The 17,153-nt window shown below is 58.8% G+C and carries 11 protein-coding genes and 1 pseudogene; all 12 read right to left on the bottom strand.

Annotated features, from left to right (window positions below; translation table 11 throughout):
* Positions 1 to 129 precede the first annotated feature (129 nt).
* Positions 130 to 972, bottom strand: a complete 843-nt coding sequence (locus QW845_RS09865) for a GntR family transcriptional regulator (protein WP_315801413.1) — start codon at positions 970 to 972, stop codon at positions 130 to 132.
* A gap of 60 nt (positions 973 to 1,032) precedes the next feature.
* Complete coding sequence (locus QW845_RS09860) at positions 1,033 to 1,965, bottom strand: ABC transporter substrate-binding protein (protein ID WP_315801412.1); 933 nt, start codon at positions 1,963 to 1,965, stop codon at positions 1,033 to 1,035.
* 1,225 nt (positions 1,966 to 3,190) lie between these two features.
* Positions 3,191 to 4,138, bottom strand: a complete 948-nt coding sequence (locus tag QW845_RS09855; RefSeq protein ID WP_315716394.1) for a GDP-L-fucose synthase — start codon at positions 4,136 to 4,138, stop codon at positions 3,191 to 3,193.
* 2,829 nt (positions 4,139 to 6,967) lie between these two features.
* Positions 6,968 to 7,226 (bottom strand): annotated as a pseudogene (locus tag QW845_RS09850) (transposase); the annotation flags it as partial.
* A gap of 115 nt (positions 7,227 to 7,341) precedes the next feature.
* Positions 7,342 to 8,103 carry a class I SAM-dependent methyltransferase gene (locus QW845_RS09845; protein ID WP_315801411.1) on the bottom strand — a complete coding sequence of 254 codons (762 nt, stop codon included), beginning with the start codon at positions 8,101 to 8,103 and terminating at the stop codon, positions 7,342 to 7,344.
* A 169-nt stretch (positions 8,104 to 8,272) separates the two neighbouring features.
* Positions 8,273 to 8,818, bottom strand: coding sequence for an NUDIX hydrolase (locus tag QW845_RS09840; RefSeq protein ID WP_315801410.1), 546 nt, complete (start codon positions 8,816 to 8,818; stop codon positions 8,273 to 8,275).
* A gap of 188 nt (positions 8,819 to 9,006) precedes the next feature.
* Positions 9,007 to 10,227: a hypothetical protein gene (locus QW845_RS09835; protein WP_315801409.1), complete on the bottom strand. Its 1,221-nt coding sequence runs from the start codon at positions 10,225 to 10,227 to the stop codon at positions 9,007 to 9,009.
* A 79-nt stretch (positions 10,228 to 10,306) separates the two neighbouring features.
* The gene (locus QW845_RS09830) at positions 10,307 to 11,422 is read right to left on the bottom strand and encodes a glycosyltransferase family 4 protein (RefSeq protein WP_315801408.1); all 1,116 of its coding nucleotides are present in this window, start codon (positions 11,420 to 11,422) and stop codon (positions 10,307 to 10,309) included.
* 139 nt (positions 11,423 to 11,561) lie between these two features.
* Positions 11,562 to 13,379, bottom strand: a complete 1,818-nt coding sequence (gene asnB, locus QW845_RS09825; RefSeq protein WP_315801407.1) for an asparagine synthase (glutamine-hydrolyzing) — start codon at positions 13,377 to 13,379, stop codon at positions 11,562 to 11,564.
* Positions 13,380 to 13,466: 87 nt separating this feature from the next.
* Positions 13,467 to 14,711, bottom strand: a complete 1,245-nt coding sequence (locus QW845_RS09820) for a glycosyltransferase family 1 protein (protein WP_315801406.1) — start codon at positions 14,709 to 14,711, stop codon at positions 13,467 to 13,469.
* Between the two features lie 26 nt (positions 14,712 to 14,737).
* Positions 14,738 to 15,784 carry a radical SAM protein gene (locus QW845_RS09815; RefSeq protein WP_315801405.1) on the bottom strand — a complete coding sequence of 349 codons (1,047 nt, stop codon included), beginning with the start codon at positions 15,782 to 15,784 and terminating at the stop codon, positions 14,738 to 14,740.
* Positions 15,781 to 17,061 carry an ABC transporter ATP-binding protein gene (locus QW845_RS09810; RefSeq protein WP_315801404.1) on the bottom strand — a complete coding sequence of 427 codons (1,281 nt, stop codon included), beginning with the start codon at positions 17,059 to 17,061 and terminating at the stop codon, positions 15,781 to 15,783. The genes QW845_RS09815 and QW845_RS09810 overlap by 4 nt, the downstream gene beginning before the upstream one ends.
* Positions 17,062 to 17,153 lie beyond the last annotated feature (92 nt).

The raw sequence follows: 17,153 nt of genomic DNA, 5'->3' as shown, positions 1-17,153 counted from the left end.
CGCCTCCCGGTGTGGGCCGGTCCGCCCACGGCGCGGCCCCATGAGATCGTGAGCGCTTCTCCTTCGCACGCGTACCGAAATGTCAGTTTGGACGGGACGTGCTCGGGACTTGGCGCGCTTGCAGGCAGGCTAGAAGTCTTTCAATGGCATGCGAAGCTCGTAGGTTGCAGGTGGAGCCAGCAGCTCGAAGTGCTGAATCGGACGTCCGGCGCTGTCGAAATGAATGCGCACCACCTTCAAGAGCGGTGCGCCTATCGCGACATTGAGGCGTGCTGCGACAACGGGGTCGGCTGCAGCTGCCGTCACAATCTGCTCGCCAGATGTGAATGTGATGCCGAAGCGCTGCAGAATCGCATAGAGCGACCCTCCTTCCATGTCTTCAGGACCAAATTGCCGTCCGATCGCTTCCGGAATGTAGGTCGTGACCTGCATGATTGGCCAGTCATTCATGTAGCGGATGCGAACTGTGCGCTGGAAAAGGTCGCCTGGCTGGGCTTGAAAGTGCTCGCGAACGTGACGAGGGGCCACCTTGAACTCGAACTCGACCACGTGAGCTCGTGTTGTGCGCACGATCTCCCTGTTTCGAGCAGCGAGGTCCATCATCGGCACCGTGAGAGGCTTCGGCTTCGAGAGCTCCCGCACGAACGTGCCGATACCCTGGCGGCGTTCAATCAGTCCGAGCTCATCGAGAGTATCCAGAGCTGCCCGGATCGTCACGCGCGAGACGCCGAAGAGCACAGCCAGATCCGCCTCCGTCGGCAATGCGTCTCCCGGTGCATAACGGCGTTCTGCAATTTCATCCTGTAGAACCAAGAACACCTGATGATGAAGTGGAATGTCGCGCCGCCGTCGTGCAAGGGTCGCGGGCCGTCCTTTTTGGCGCTTGGACTTATCTGTCGGGCGCGATTTGCGCGCTGCCTTCTTGACTGCGGAAGCAGAAGCTTCCGAATGCTGCGGAACTCGGCGCGCCACTACCTAGCCTCGATCCCACAGTGCCGCGGGCGTGTTCATCAACTCGAGCTTTCCGCGGTGCTATTTCGATGCCAGCGTCTGGAGAGCCTTTTCGACGAATCTGTTCGTATACGTCTCTGCCAGATCGACCTTCACGCCACGCAATTGCGGGTCGACCGTCGATAGCACCTGAAGTGCGATGCCTGCGCTGTCGGCGCTGAACCGGCCATCGGGCGAAAACATGTCTCGCGTGCCCCGGATAGAGGCGAGAAAGATGTTTCGATCAGGTTTGGCCCATTCCTCCGGGAGCGCATCGGCGATCTCGTCGACCGACGCGCGATCAATCCACTGCAGGGCGCGCACCATCGCGAGAACAAAGGCCTGGAGCGTATCGGGATTGCGTTCGATGAAGTCTGACCGCGCGTAGATCGTCCCTGACGGATAGAGACCGCCAAAAATGCCGATCGTCCCTTCGTTGGTGCGAGTGTCCGCGACCAGTTGGACGTCACCTGCTGATGTCAGCGCCGTAAGCGCCGGCTCACCCGTGACGACCGCATCGACAGCGCCGTTGCGGATCGCTGCTACCGCACCTGTGCCACCTCCGACACTGACGAAGGAAATGTCGGCCGGAGAGACACCAGCTCGCAAAGCGATGTACTCCACCATGAACTGCGTTTGGGATCCCAGCGCCGTGACCCCGATCTTCATGCCTCTCAGGCTGCTCGGGTCGCGATAGGCCGCAGCCTTCTCCTTTCGCAGGGCCAATGCGAACGTCGGATGCCTGCCAAACAGCACAACCCCGACGATCTTTTGTCCCTTGGCATGCATCTGAATCGTGTGGTCGAAAGCGCCAGCGGTGAGTTCAGCACTTCCTGCCACGAGAGCCTGGAGCGCCTTGGATCCGCCGCTCACGTCAAGAAGCTCCGGGTCGAGGCCCGCATCCTTGAAGAAGCCGAGGCGCTCGGCAAGTGTCACTGGTGCGTATTGTAGAAATGCTTTTCCGCCGATCGTCACTCTGATTCTCGACGTCTCGACGGAATTGCCCGCCCAGGCCAAACTCGTCGAGCCACACAATGCCAATAGCGGAAGCCCGAGAAAACTGCGTCGCTGTAACACTGGTCGGGTCTCGCGAGCATTGGGAGGGAATGTGCCGGTAGTGAACTTTCCTCACGATCGGATCACATTCGAATCATACGAACGATCATCCGCACGAGCAAGGCAAAAGCTCGCCGAGGTTGCACAAGTCGAGTGCAAGCGGAGCGATAATCGTCATAAACTGCGACCAAAAATTGTTGAAAGTAGTTGATCAGCATCAATTATGACCAGCGGGTCGACCGCGCAATTGCGCTGAATCAGTTCGACGTGCTGCGTATGAGCTGGCGACGCTCGCGACTTGCAAAGCACACGTATCAGATATGCATGCCGCGCAGATGCGCAGAGCGGGTGTCATCAGACAGCAGCGGCCGCTGCGACAGTCGACGGGGCAGTTCTGGAAGGCTACCGCCTTCTGTGCCGGACGTGTCAATGGCGGCCGGGTCTCCGCGGTGCATCCACGACCACGAGCCTTGCGGTCGCCGCTCAAAGGTCAACCCTAGATTGAACCGCAAGATCGTGTTCGCGGACTGCAAACGGAGGGGAGCCTGGAGCCTTCCTGAAACAAGGTTGTTGAAAGCGCCGTCTATTGATCCCTCCACAGGCAAATTCAAGGAGCTTTGTCTGCAATGCAGAACCATACGCGAAAGTCTAACGGTCTCGCCGACCTTTGCGACGCTAGCCGGCCGACTTATCCGCCTGACGTTCTCGTTGCCGTCGTCTAAGCTGTCGCCGCAGGTGATGTTCCGGCATCGCTGTTTCGATGGCCAACCCCCACATAGCTGCACGCGCGGGTGCGGCGGGACTCGAGGTCTCAATTGCGCCCGCTGGGGCTCTGCCGATCGAGCCAAACTCTGTAGGCCTGGCCACGGTGGCGCAGGCAGTTCCCTGATAGGCCACGCTTTCCCGCAAAGCGCGCCGCGTCTCGTCGCAGAACAGGGGGCTCGCCGTTATCAACAACAACCGCCGGGCGGAGGAGTGTGAAGCTCTCATGGCAGCCGAGCATTTCATCGAGGCAGAGAATCCGGATTGTTCGCGGCACTACAGGGACCTCGATATCGTCGCTGAGATCGAGGCTTCCGGCAGCTTCGAAGAGATCTAGCGCCGAATGGCCTTTGGTGGACTCGCCCTTGCCAATGATGACTAACTACTGCGTCGCCGCTTCGCGCAGAAATGCCTGGTAGGCGAGCCCGACTCCCACTTCCAGGGAAGTCGTCGCGCGCCAGCCAAGCTCCGTCAGGCGGGAGACGTCGAGAAGCTTGCGTGGTGTGCCATCCGGCCGTGACCGGTCAAAGCTGATGCTGCCCTTGAAGCCTACTACGGCGGCAACCACGCGGGCGAAGTCGGCAATGGTGATATCCTTGCCAGTGCCGATGTTGACCAGCGCGGTGTCGGAATAGGTCTTCATCAGGTGCACGCAGGCATCCGCCATGTCGTCGACATAGAGGAACTCGCGCCGCGGCGTGCCGGTGCCCCAGACCACGACCTCCGGCGCATCCGCGAGCTTGGCCTCATGGAAGCGGCGGATCAGCGCCGCGACGACGTGGCTGTATTCGGGATGATAGTTGTCGCCCGGACCATAGAGATTGGTCGGCATGACGTTGATGAAGTCGGCGCCATATTGGCTGCGATAGGCCTCGACCATCTTGATGCCGGCGATCTTGGCGATCGCATAAGGCTCGTTGGTCGGCTCGAGCGGTCCTGTCAGCATCGCGTTCTCGCGCAGCGGCTGAGGAGCAAGCTTCGGATAGATGCAGGATGAGCCCAGAAACATCAGCTTCTCGGCGCCGTTCACGTGGGCAGCGTGAATGACATTGGTGGCGATGGCGATGTTGTCGTAGATGAACTCCGCGCGCAGCGTATTGTTGGCGACGATGCCGCCGACCTTGGCGGCCGCCAGGACCACGACTTGGGGCTTCGCGCGTGCGAACCATGCGAACACCGCGGCTTGATCGCGCAGATCGAGTTCTCGGTGTGGCACCGTCAGAAGCTCGACGCCCTCGGACGACAAGCGGCGTATCAATGCGCTGCCAGCCATGCCGCGGTGACCTGCGACAAAAACGCGTTTTCCAGAAAGATGAAAGCGGTAGGACACGAGTTACCCTCTGATATGCAGCATCAAAATCGTCTTCGGTCTGATTTTATGGCATAGCAGCACCGGCGATCCAGGTCGATGACGGTGACCGCCCACACATTCCGATTGTGCGGAGCCAGCCTTCGCGTTGCCATGTCTCCAAGGCTTGGACGGGGCGTTCTGCTGCACGGGTCCAACAGCATGGCCAGACTCCGGCTGACGATATCCGGACTCCGGGTTGTGTTCGAATGGTGGTTCGGAACACATGGCGCAACGATGCTACCCGACGAGCCTCGCCGCAGCGTCCGGCGCCCGGCTAACGGAACCGTCAACTACGGAACGCTGATCTCCGAGGCAGTGATGCGGCATGAGGTCGCGGCACGCATGACGAACTCTGCAAAGCGTCTTTGCCTGCATGATCGTTGCCAAATGGACGAAGTCCAGAAGTATGGCGGTAGCAAGCAGCAATCTGAATTCTCCGCTGCTCTAAATTCTCGGCTCCAACGGGTCGCAACGACGGCGCTGTCGTCACGAACCGCCAGACGCCATTGGCGTTTGGGGGCACGACGACCCTGCGACGCAATCTTCGAACAGCCGGTGACATTGCGACGATCCGCATCCCACCCTTCTTCTCGCGCGAAGATCGCTTGATGGTCAACGGCTGAATTGGCGTCACGAGATGGTCCGGATCAAGATCGTAGTAGCAGATCTATCGCAAGGCTGCTGGCATCGATGCGCGTGAGACACTGTTCCAACGCAATCGATATCGGCTCACGGAGCCCTCTCGCTCCGTCTGAGCGGCCGCCTTGTCCTGACATGGGCAGGGGCCGTGTAGACGTCAGCAACGTTGCGGTTGGCCAGTTGGCAGTTCTTGCGGGGCCGGGTTCAACAGCTGACGCTGTCTCCGCCTTCGGCCGGCGGGTTTAGAACGCGCCCGTTGCGGGGCGATACACGTTGATCGAGACCCTTCAGTCCATTCCGACGATCGAGTTCGTCGAGGCGGCGGCTCTAACAGGCGGTGCCGAGAATCCACCTTAGCGAGGACGAGAAGGCTAGCTACCAGTAGGAAGCCGGATTCCATCTCAGGCCTGAGCGTGTGGAAGCCCAAAACCAGAACAATGTCGATCAGGACTTACCCAAGCTGAGAACCGCAGGGATGATCGGAGCCGCGACTCCAAACTTGGAGGCTGCATGCACCGAGAAGTTGCAGCGCCTCAATCTGCGTGCCGATCTGGCCTGAGACAGGTTAAGTGTCCTGCTGTACTGGATCGGAGGCGCCATTTTCCGGAGGGGATAAATTTGCACCGCTCTCAACGATGCTATAGCCGCACTCACCGAGCCAATCGAGTACCCGGTCGGCCGTATTGTAGTCCCAACCAGGGTACGACCTCGCGATGATGTCTCTCGGAGAAAGTCGGCGGAGGGCCAACGACGGTTTCGCAGAGTTTCCGACCATTACAAACACCATACTTAATTTGTCTCATTGTTACGCAATTCGGCATTTCTTAACTAGTGAAAAAAATCAACAGTTGAGTCGAAACTGGCATCAGCTGAGCGCCGCTCCTTCGAAATGCGTGAGGCGCAAGTCCGAGCGTCGCGTCGCGTTGCGCGCAAAAGTTGTTTGCAGTTTGTGTGCTTCGTTGTTGACCTCACGAGCTTGATCAAGCGCGTCGACCATGAAGGTGACAAAGTTCGTCCTTCGGGCGCGAGGGGATGCATGGCCTTGCTGCGCAAGCGGATTTGGCCCGGTGCGTGCGTTGATCAGGCTGGAGGCCGCTCATTGGGGGCACTCTGAGCCCAACTGTTCGCTGAATTGCCGAGGCGGCGCAGGGCCAATATCCGCCATGAAACCTTCGAGGTCCGGCGGCCGAAGCACGTATCTGTCGACATCGAGGTGGTCGAATGGATGACTTCCAGTTCTGGAATTGCGTCAGATCGGAGAGTTGTGGCCCGCGCAATCACAAGCATCGAAATGCGGCAGGTCGCTGATCGAGCAGCGCTGCTGCTTCTAGCGTCAGCGCAAAGGTCAAAGCAATTTGGGGCCGTGCCGCCACCAAAGGATCAACGTTCGGACTCTTCATCCACCTCTGACGAGGATCACCAACGATTCCAGCAGCGCCTTATAGCACGAGCCGATGTGAGCGACCGAGCCGGCAGATCAATACCCTGCCTTTCGGGATTTCTAGCTGGCGTCCGATCATCAGTCAGGGCGATGGTCAAACGACTGCCCGGGAGCCGGACGCCCCTTGCAAATCCGTTGCGAGACGATCACTGCGATCGGCCTGATCGCGCCAGGAGCCGTTAGCTCCCCTGTCTTCGCCAGATGCACAGCTCATTCCCGCGCGCTCGGCTGGGGGAGGGATCTGCTCTTTCCAGTCATAGAGATCTTTCGAGTCATACAAAGCGTCGCTATCGAGCAGTCGGACGGCGTACAATAGCACCGAAATCCCCACTATCGCCGCCAAAGCAACAAGCGCCCATACCATTCCGGCCCAACCATAAACCGATGAAATATGGTGAAACAATACCCGTTCACGAATGCGAAATCAATCCCAGCGTGAGGATTAACCGCAAGTCTACCAGACCGATTCCGAGGCGAGCGGAAGAAATACAACCACAAGTCAAAGGTGAGCGCGCAATCCTGCGCAGCAGCAGCCCGGCACAAAACGGAGTCCCGATGCCCGGCTCGCCCTTCGCGGGTGGTCGGCGCATCGAACTACTCCAGGTCTGCGTCTCATTGAGTGGTTTCGCTGCCATGGTGAGGCGGCGGGCTGATTAGCCCGCCACACGATGGGATCGCCGCTTAAAGGCGCGATGGCTCCATAGTCATTTAAGGGACGCGCTGGACGGCCACGCGTCGTTCTGCTCGAGCAGGATCTCGCCGACGAGACGAACGATAGCATCTTTGTTCGGGAAGATGCCGACGACCTCGGTGTGCGCTTGATGTCGCCGTTGACCCTCTCGATTGGATTGGGCGAGCGCAGCTTGGCGCGGTGCTGCGCCGGGGCGGCTCATATGGGCGAGCTCCGCCTCATTCATGACGGTTGCCAGCTTGGGCACCTTGGTTGGGATTGAGCTGATCGGCGACCTTGCGCCATTGCGCCCTGGCCATCGGGCCACTATCCGGCCCGATATGATCGGCTGTTGAAAGTCCGAAAGAACGGAAGTTTCAGATGTGACGGGGCGAGCCACATGTTCCGGGGTCAAGACTTTTTATCTGAAAACTACTTGGTGAGCTCAGCAAAGGTGTTGAGGTCGACTTGGTGTGCTCGGGTATCGCGGCCTTGAAGCTCGGCATGGTCGGAAATACCGTAAGTGAAAAAGCTCACCTTTCTAAATCCGATGTGCTCAGCGATAAGTCGGAGCTCTTCCTTTGCATAGAAGTGAATGTGGTCCCAAAACGCATAGGCCTCAAACTCGCCTTCACGAATCCTCGTCTCGGTCGGTGGCGAGTAGTGGCGGTGTAGAACTCCTTCCAGCCCAGGAAAGCTGAAGCGCATCACGCCGCCAGGCTTTAGAGTCCGATAGATCTCAGCTACTACGAAGATCGAGGCGGCTTGGGGGAGGTGTTCAAGCATATCCTCCGAATAGCCGAATCGAACAGTGTTGTCGGCGAACGGGTGTTTGTCCAGCAAGTTGACCTGATAGTAGGCTGGGTGGTCGTGCTCGAACAGGTCGATGTTGATCCAGTCGTCGAGGATAGTGCTGCCGCAACCGTAGTTCACCTTCAGATCGCTTCCCTCGATTATCTTCCGGGGGGCAGCGCGAAATCCCGCCTTGGTCCAGGCTCCGGAGTCCGGCTCATACGTATACTGTTTGTAGGTCCGGATCTTGTCTTCCCAATAAGGAATTTGCGACAGCCGGTCCAGAAGACCCTGTTGCGAAACGATCGCTGGTTCAGCTACCGGCTTGCGGGTCCGTGCTGCAACGTTGACGAGTCTCGGCGCGATGAGGCGCTTCAGGTATCGTGTCGCGCGTCTTAGCATTGGTTCCTCTTGAGTCGCACCGAGACGGATGGACGTAGGAATCGTGATAGCCAAGTAACGAGGAAGGGCGTTTAATCGAATGACATATTTACAACTGCGGCGCAACGATCGGCTTGGTCTGAGCGCCAGGCGATACTCCGGCGCGGGTGGGTACTCCGGCAACCTAGTCTTACGGCGATCCTCGCAGGCGCAAATGTCCCTGGAGGTCAGCCAACAGCAGCGTGCCGAGGGCAATCTGTGCATCGAAAAGTCCGCCCATGATCATGTTCAGGAGTTCTGGAGGACTTGCCAGCAGGGTCTCGACGCCTGTCTCGGGCGCGAATCCTGGGATCCGGGCGTCTGTCTCAATGAAGAAGGAGTGTACGCGATTGCTGAGACGACCTGCATCGGTTTTGTTCACTCCGAGCAAATGGACGGCCCTGCTCGGAAATCCAGTTTCCTCAAGCAGTTCTCGAACCGCTGAGCTCGCGGCTTGCTCTCCAGGATCGATCAGGCCCGCTGGAAGCTCGAGAGTGAAGTCCTCAACCGCCGGTCGGTATTGCCGGACCAGCGGCACCAGACCCTCGGGGGAAATGCGAGAACGACAACGTAGTCGAACGTGTCGACTGAATGGTACGTTTCGCCCACAGTTCCTGAAGAAAACTCGACTTCGCGGGCGGTCAAAGTCACCCACGGCGAGATCCTGCTCCTGGATGTGTGTGTTATTCTGGGCCATGACTCAGGACGGTTCATTGTCGCTCCTTGCAATGCCGAGGCATCGATGAATCTGGATGCCAAGACGGTCGGGAAAGTCTGGGAGCCTCAAAGTCTGCGAGCCTCGATGGAGGTGTAGCCTTTAGCTGTTGAAGTGACGTGGCATATCGGTAGCTCGCCTGCAATATGGGGGTGGCTGCCGGCGCCAGATCACCCAGCCTCGCGCGCCGTGTCGCGCCCCATCACCGTCACCATTCCTACTTCAACATGTCGAGCGACAGTCGAGGCGACAGTCGCGCTCGCCTCCGCGAAAGTCTCGTAACCGTTCAATAATTCAACGATTGCCTGGGCGATCGCATGCGGGGATGGAGTTGCTTCGAGGGCGTTGCATCCCACGTTCCAGTCCGAAAGCGAACTGCCACTCAGGAACACGAAGGGCCTCGAACTCGAAATTGCGTCACAAACGACGCCCGACCCTCGTATCGCATAGACAGCAGGATCATGCAGCAGAAGTGCTGCGTGGGCTTGCTTCCAGCTCAATATGTATTCGTCCGGATCCAGATGGAGTGGCAATGCTTCTATTCGAACCTTACCCGCCCTGCTGCTTGGATGTCCCTGAACGCGCAGGACGACGTCTGGGTCGTGCGCGTTGAGCTTTGCTGCGAGCGCCTGCGCCGTCGCGTTCAATAGTCTAGCTCCCTTGTCCGAGCGTGCGTGACCCGCCATGTAGAGAATGAACCTGCCATTCACCGCGGGAGGTTGCTGGGCCGGCAGGTCAGTGGGGTGAGGGAGCAACTCGACAGACTTGGGCCAGATTTCGCGTATGGCGCGCGCGAAGGCGGGCGTCTCTGCGAGTAGATCCACGTTCTCAACGGCCCCCGGGGACTCCTGGAGGCGCTTTAAGGCTGATCGCCATGTCGGATCGCTTGGATGGCAGCCCACATCATCATACATCAGCCGCACGACAAAACGAGCCTGACCGCGATGCGCCTCAAATTGCTCGGCGGTTGCGATGAGAAGCTCAGCGTCGGCAGACGGCAAGAATACGGCATCTCCGGGCTCGGGCTCAAGGGTTCTGAGAAGTTCGCCGAGTTCGGGGGCAATGATCGAGCGGAGTTTGCTCGCGTCTGCGCCGGCGACCGTTAGAGTAGGTGCGTCAGGAGCATGAGAGCCTCTCCAGCCCCTGATGAAGCGTGCTATAGGCATGATCGCGCCTGCGCCGAGCGAGAACGCGGACGTGATCGTGGGCCCGTAACGGCGAGATCGTGATACGGTATCGCGATTATGTCTGAATACTCGCAAGATATCGCCGCCGCCGAGATGCTGCGATCCGTTCCATCCCTTCCCAGCGGCTATCAGCGGGCGTGTGTCGCCCATAAGGGTTGCAAACCTGGACGTGGCAAATGCGTGGTGACCACGTTCGTCGATCAAGTTTGGTTCGATTATGATGGTCCGTCCCGTCACGGTCCCTAATCTCCCGGCAATATCGAGACCTCATGCTCGAGCGGCGCTACGGCTGCTGTTCCGTTTGCCGCTCCCCTGCGACCAGGGTGTATTCAACGCATTTTTCCAGGAAGCGGGTCATGGAGCGTTCCGCTCTCGTGGCCTCGATCCTGCGACAGATTGCATTAAAGAGGTTCGGATTGAGCGCGATACGCTTGATCGCATCAGACAGCGCAGCAGCGTCGGCGCGCGCCGCGAGGATGCCGTTAACGCCATCTTGTATCTGCTCGGTCAGTCCGCCGACCGGCGTAGCTATGACGGGGACCCCGGCCCCCAAGCTGGTGGCGGCGACTCCGGATTGGCTGGCTTCGATGTGGGAAAGAACAACGGCGTGATAACGCGATAGTATCGCCGCGATTTCCCGCTCTGTAAGCCAGCGATTTATCACTTCAGCGCCGAGCGCAGCGAGGCGCCGTTTGTTTTCACCAAGCGGGCCCTCGCCGAAGACTCCTAGTTCGACCTGAAAGCCTTCTCTGCGTAAGGCCTCGATGGAATCGAGAAGCAGGGTTAGTCCCTTGTAGGGCATGATGCGACCCAGGAAAGCAAGCCTGATCGGTTTGCCTTCGGTGAGGCTGATCGTCCTCTGCTGCGCGCCATAGTCGAGATCTGGATGGAACAGCGTGAACAATTTGTGCTGAGGGACGCGCCGGGCCGTCAGGAGTCTCTTCGTCACTGCGTCGCTCAGAGTGAGGACCGCATCAGCTTGCGCAATCGTCCGATCGAGGAGAGGGTCTATGAGCGCCGACCTGTAATCACCCGGGTGGATTTCCGCATCGTGAATGATTGAAGAATAGAGAACTCCATGCGGTCTCAAAACGGAGAATACGAAGGACGACCAGACGTGCGGCATGAATTCAATCACGGCTTCAATCTTCCGATTGACAATCTCGCGCGTGATGCGGCTCCTCAGCATCGGAATGCGCCAGGCTTGGCCGATAGCGCCAAGATCATTGGAAAAGGTGTCCACGGCGACCAGCCGGTCTTCAAACTCGCAAAAAGCTGCAAAGCTCTCATTTTGGCGAGATACGGATATCGTGGCGTCGATTGAAGGACATGAGGTCGCTACGGTCGCCGCTTCCTGCACGAAGCGGGATAGTCCGCGCCGCCCCCAATAGACCAGCATGATGCGAGCTCTATCAGACCTCTCCAACATGGCTAGCTGTCGCCTTGAGAACGTGACCGACGCCCACGTGATGTGTGTTGAGCGCCGGGCCCACCAGAACTCGGAGAGCAGCCTGTGGCTTTGACCGGATCCAGCCACGTCATGCGAGAGCACCGCGTGCCCATAGTTCGGCAAGTGTGAGCTTATATTGAAGGTCGATGGGGAAGCTTCGTTCCTCCCGGCGCAAGCGATCACCATCAATGACGCCGTGCGACACGAGCATGCTTTCGTTTCGCCAAAGCGGTCCGTGTCGTTCGATCAGCTTCATCATCCATTGTTGGACTGGAGGTGTGAAGCCCTGCTTGGGTCGCTGGCTGACTTCATCTGGCAGCAGATGACCAAAGGATGACAGCAAAAGCCATTTATGCGGCTTCTCGAAATCCTCGAGGCCGCCATGACGCATAGCGGATACCGCGTTGATGAGGTCGATGTCCAGGAACGGCACGCGCATTTCGATGGAGTGGGCCATGCTCATACGGTCGAGCAGCGTGAGGCAGTTGCAGAGGAGCCAGGTCCTCGAAAGCGCCTCCGTCACGGCTGGACCGCTGGGATATCCTTCAATCGGCCGAGTGCGCGCGAGCCAATGATTTGGTTCGACCGAAGCAGGATCGGCGAGAAGTGAGCGTGATAGCGCGGCTGACCGGCCGATTTCCTTCAATGGAGCCAGAATGGAGGTTTCCCGGGGGGCGCTATGTCCGAACGTTCGGCGTGCCCATTCTTTGATTCCTCCATTGACGCCCTTCTTACGATGCTCCGCAGCTGCATTGCGGACCCACTCGTACCCCCAAAAAAACTCGTCTCCGCCCATGCCCGAAAGCAGAACCGGCACCTTTGCGGCTCGGGCTGCGCGGCAGACCTCGAAGTACCCATATGCTGCTATGTCGGCGATCGGGGTGTCCATCGCTTGCACCAGCTGCGGGAATTGCTCGACCATTTGGTCGACATCAATTTCCACTTCCGTGAATTCGATGCCGAGAGAGCGCGCGAAGCGCTGAGCGATCAGCCGTTCGTCGGTGGGTGGTCGTCCCTTATAGCCGATCGTGAAAGCATGAATCTGGCCGGGATAGTGTCTCGCCGAAATGGCGGCGACCAGGGACGAGTCGATCCCACCCGAAAGTGCAACGCCGACCGGAACATCGGCGCTCCCCATCCGCCGGCATGCCGTATCCAGCAGGTCTCTCACCTGCGCAACCGGATCTGGACAGTGAATAGCCTCGACGTCGAGCATACTCCAATAGGGGCGCGGTTCCGCAGAGAGCTGCTTTGGCGAAAGAGTTATCAGATGACCTGCTGGCAACTGATGAATTCCCTCTATCAGGGAGTTCGGCTCCAAGCAGTACTGAAAGGTCAGAAACTCGTGCAGTGCCACTGGGGAGATGCGCCGTTGCGCTGCTGGCACGAGGCGTAGCAGCGGCTTCAGCTCGCTGCACCACCAGACTCGCTCGGCACCGTCGTCTCGCCGGTCTCGCAACATGTAGAGCGGCTTTTCGCCCAGGCGGTCGCGCCCGAGCACGAGCCGCCCCTTGCGATCATCCCAGATGGCAAAAGCAAACATACCCCGCAAATCTGCGATGCAGTCCTCACCTTTGTCCTCGTAGCCGTGAACAATCGTTTCCACGTCTGAGTGGGTTCTCAGATCGTGGCCGCGAGCCTGAAGCGCGCTGCGTAGCTCGTGGTGATTGTAGATTTCGCCGTTGCAAACCATTGCAACCGACCGGTCCTCGTTATAAAGCGGCTGTCCTCCTCCTGCCAGATCGATAATCGACAGGCGTCGCATGGCCATCGCCACGTGGGTCGATGCGAACAGTCCATCGGAGTCCGGGCCGCGATGATACAGGGCTCCATTGATCTCGCTTAATAGAGCGAGCTCGCTTTGCCGAAGTGGAGCACTGCAGATCACGCCGCTGATGCCGCACATGAGTTTAGTCCCCCATTTCCGCCGTCCGAAGATCGTTCGCTTCAGACGTGGTTGTCTCGCCAGCGCTCCGCGCGGCTAGCAAAAGGTTCACGCAGTGATCGCGGGCTTGCCGCGTGTCACGCCGGCCTTCCCTTCGATCGCAATAGCTCGTTCGACAAGGTCAACGAAGGATCGTGCAGCAGCGAGCCGCTGCCGGAGATTTCGCTCCTGAGCACGTCGTTCCGAAGCAGGATCGGGACCGTCCGGGAGTTCGCGCCAAGCGCTCGAAAGCGTTTCCGCCAGAATTGCGTCGTCGTCAGGTGGAAAGAACCTGACCTGCAGACCCTGCTCGCCTTCGAGCTGCTCACGGTGCACGGGAATATCAGAAGCGATGATTGGTCGTCCCAGCGTCTTTGCATCTTCAACGACGGTACTCCAGCCCTCGAAGAGGGATGGTTGAAGAACCAGCGTGGCGTGGCGGAAGATCTCGATCTGGTCTGCTCGAGGAACCAGTCCCAATCGCAGTATCCTGTCTTGAAGCTCGGATTTGGCGATGAACTCGAGTAATTCAGGCACATATTCCTTGTCGCGATAATCGTCTTCCCGGCCCGTGCAGACGAGTACCAGATCCGGGTGCCTTGCCTTCAAGCGATGCAGCGCCTTGAATGCAACTCGGTGGTTCTTGTGGGCCCAGAATTGATTTGCGATGTAGGCGTAGCGCCGGGGCAGGCCGTATTGCCTGTGTGGATTGCGACCGCCCCGCTCATGATCCGTGATGACGGAGCAGAAGCGCCAGACATGTGGCTCGACCTCAGGATTCGGGCAGAGATTGAGGAAGTCCCTCTTGGCCGTTTCACTGCTCAGGACCAGGACGCCAGGCTCGGAGGCGATCAAAGCGATGCCACGGTCGCGCGCATCGCGCTCATCCTCAGTAAAGAAATGAGGCAGGTGCACATGTTGAAAATCAGGTATCCATCGGATCGCCGGAACGCCCTGCACCTTGCCGCCAATTGTAGGATAGGTGGCATCCAGCTTCTGCCAAGCCGGATCGGGCGGAATGTAGGTTTGCAGAAACTTCCTATGGACACGGCGCCAGAAGTGGGCGATCGCGCCATGCCTGCGCGGGCGCCGGTCTCGGTCGACGAACGGAAAAGAGCGCAGCTCAACGGCGAGCGGCATTGCGTCGTCCGGTACGCCGAGCAGCCTGACCTCCGGTCTCTCCGCTTCTGGCAGGCTTTCGAGACAGTAGACGAGATTGCGAATATAGATAATGCCGCCCATCCACTTGGGATCGGTGATCACGTCGAGCCCGATCACCCGGGTGGAGGGCTTGCCGCTGCTTTGGCCGATCATTCAATTCCTCGGTACCGTAATGGCAATTACTTTGATCGCCGGGCAACGCGCCACCGTCGTATCCCGCCGAGCCAGCTCCCGCCGGGGGAAGGCGAGGAAACCACCTGGCTTGGCCCAAGAAATTCCGAGTAGACCTTTTCGCGTGTCGCAATCTGTTCCGGCGTCCCTTCATGCTGTCCCTCCGTGCAAGTCGCACACGGCGAAAGCTTGGGACCATAGCGAAGCAGCTCCTTTCGCCATTCCGCCATCGCCTGGCTGGCATAAGCCGCAAAAATCGTTGGAAAATCCGTCAGTTTTCCAATTGCATAGCGTTGGGTATGCTCTGCAAAGTCGACGAACATCTGGCAGCAAGGGAAAAGCGTGCCGTCGTAGGAAACCGTAAAGTCATTGAAGGGACGGGAGCACGGCGCGGACCGGCTGAACGCGCCGGAACTCAGTCCGACGGATTCCGCCCGGTTCGATCCCAGCGTGTAGTAGTTCGTAGCAAAGACATTGATCGGCAACTTTTCGATAGTGACATGACCCTGCATCGTCTCTCCGGGACGGAGGATGTCGACCTTTATGGCCTTCTGCAAACGTCGGGAAAGGTCGTTGAAGCGCGTCGCTGCATAGGCGTCGTCGTACGGCTTGCCGGCCGGGGCATGGATGGAAATGTACAGTTCGGACAGGCCGGCTGAGATCAGTTCGCGAACATAGTCTCGATCCAGATAGTCTCCGTTGCTACTGAAGTATATCCGGGCCGCCGGCAACAGCTCTCGAGCGCGCCTGATGCGATTGAGCAGCAGCGACTTGTCTGAAGTTGGCTCGTTATACAGATTTAAGCACAAGCCCTCGTCATAGGAGATTTCTGCGAGGTCGCGCAGGATAAGTTCATAGGTATCGTGAGGCAGCAGTTTGTTGGTCGAGGCACGATCGACCTTCGACACGGGGCAGTAGGAGCATGCCCGATTGCAATGTGATGAAATTTCGACAACGACGTTGCGTACTGACCTTCGAAACAGCTCTCGCGCCGTTTCAGCGCTCGTCGGTGCGAAAAAGTGGTCCCGCGCAAAATGGTCCAACGCTTCGTTCATGAGCTGACCTGGTCAAGATGAAAATCTGCATCGAAGTGAACGACGGCATTCGGGTCCGAGTAGAGGAACTTGTCGCTCGGATTGAGGACGACGACGTTTCCACACTTGAGCGCGAGAAAGAGATGAAGTCCTGCATGGCGCGTGATCGCGGCGATGTTCAAATCGTAACTTCCTGGCCGCAGATTTTGCGCTGGAACGGAAATCCTCAGACTATAGCGACCTGGCATCACGCGTCCGACCAGAAGACCCTGCTCGTGACTGTCGATAGTGCAGATATTTCTATAATGTGCTGCATCGAGCACGGCGCGGATGACGAGGTCATCGATAGCTGAATGAACCGTCACATCCATGACGATGTCGAACGGCTCCTTGAAGTGCAGCTCCTTCTTGGCTGTATTGCCGTCCTTTGCGACGATCTTGATATTGTCGCAGACAACGTCGCCGGTACCGGAGATCAGCTCGCTCGCGCCATCCGGACCAGGAAGCGCACTCTCCCGCGTACGGGCGGCGTTGCGAGCGTTCTGATCGTCATAGGCGCGGATCACCTTCTCGATTTCGCCGAGGACCTTCACTTCGCCCTTGTCCATGAACAGTCCGCGATCGCAAACCGCCCAGATCGCTCCAATGGAATGCGAAACCAGGACGATCGACGTGCCCTTGCGCTTCAATCCAAAGAGGTAATCATAGCACTTCTTCTGGAAGTTCAAGTCACCCACAGCGAGCACTTCATCGACCAGCAGCACCTCCGGCTCGCTCACGGCAGCCACCGCGAAACCGAGGCGCACCTGCATGCCGCTCGAGTAATGCTTGACGGGCATGTCGATGAATTGTTCGAGCTCAGAGAACGCAACGATCTCATCCATGTGGGAGCGGATCTCCCGGGGAGAGAGTCCGAGGAGTGCGGCGTTGATGTAGATGTTTTCGCGGCCGGTGAGCATCGGTGAGAAGCCAGCGCCGGCCGCGATCAATGCGCCAACACGTCCGCGCAACATGACGCGACCGGCATCCGGCTTGTAGATGCCAGTCAGGATGCGCAGAAGGGTCGTCTTTCCACAGCCGTTGACCCCCATGATGCCAAGGCTCTGGCCGCGTTCGAGCGTGAAGCTGATGTCCTTGACGGCCCAGAACTCCCCGTCACGCAACTGGCTCGAATCGCTGCCGGCGCCAACAAGCCGACCGAGGCCGTCACGAAGGCCGTGTGCCATCGATCGGCGCAGCGACAGGCCGAACTTCTTGGAGACGCTCTCGGCGCGAACTGTCCAGTCCTTATCGCTCACAACTGTCTGCTAACCTTTGGTGGTAAGGATGCGGGTGTACCCTGCCGGAGGGAGGCATGAAAGCGAAATGCAAAAAGGGCAACCGGCCGACC

This window comes from Bradyrhizobium sp. SZCCHNS3002 (genome assembly GCF_032377435.1).
Classification (GTDB): domain Bacteria; phylum Pseudomonadota; class Alphaproteobacteria; order Rhizobiales; family Xanthobacteraceae; genus Bradyrhizobium.
This window is presented reverse-complemented; position numbering and strand designations above follow the sequence as displayed.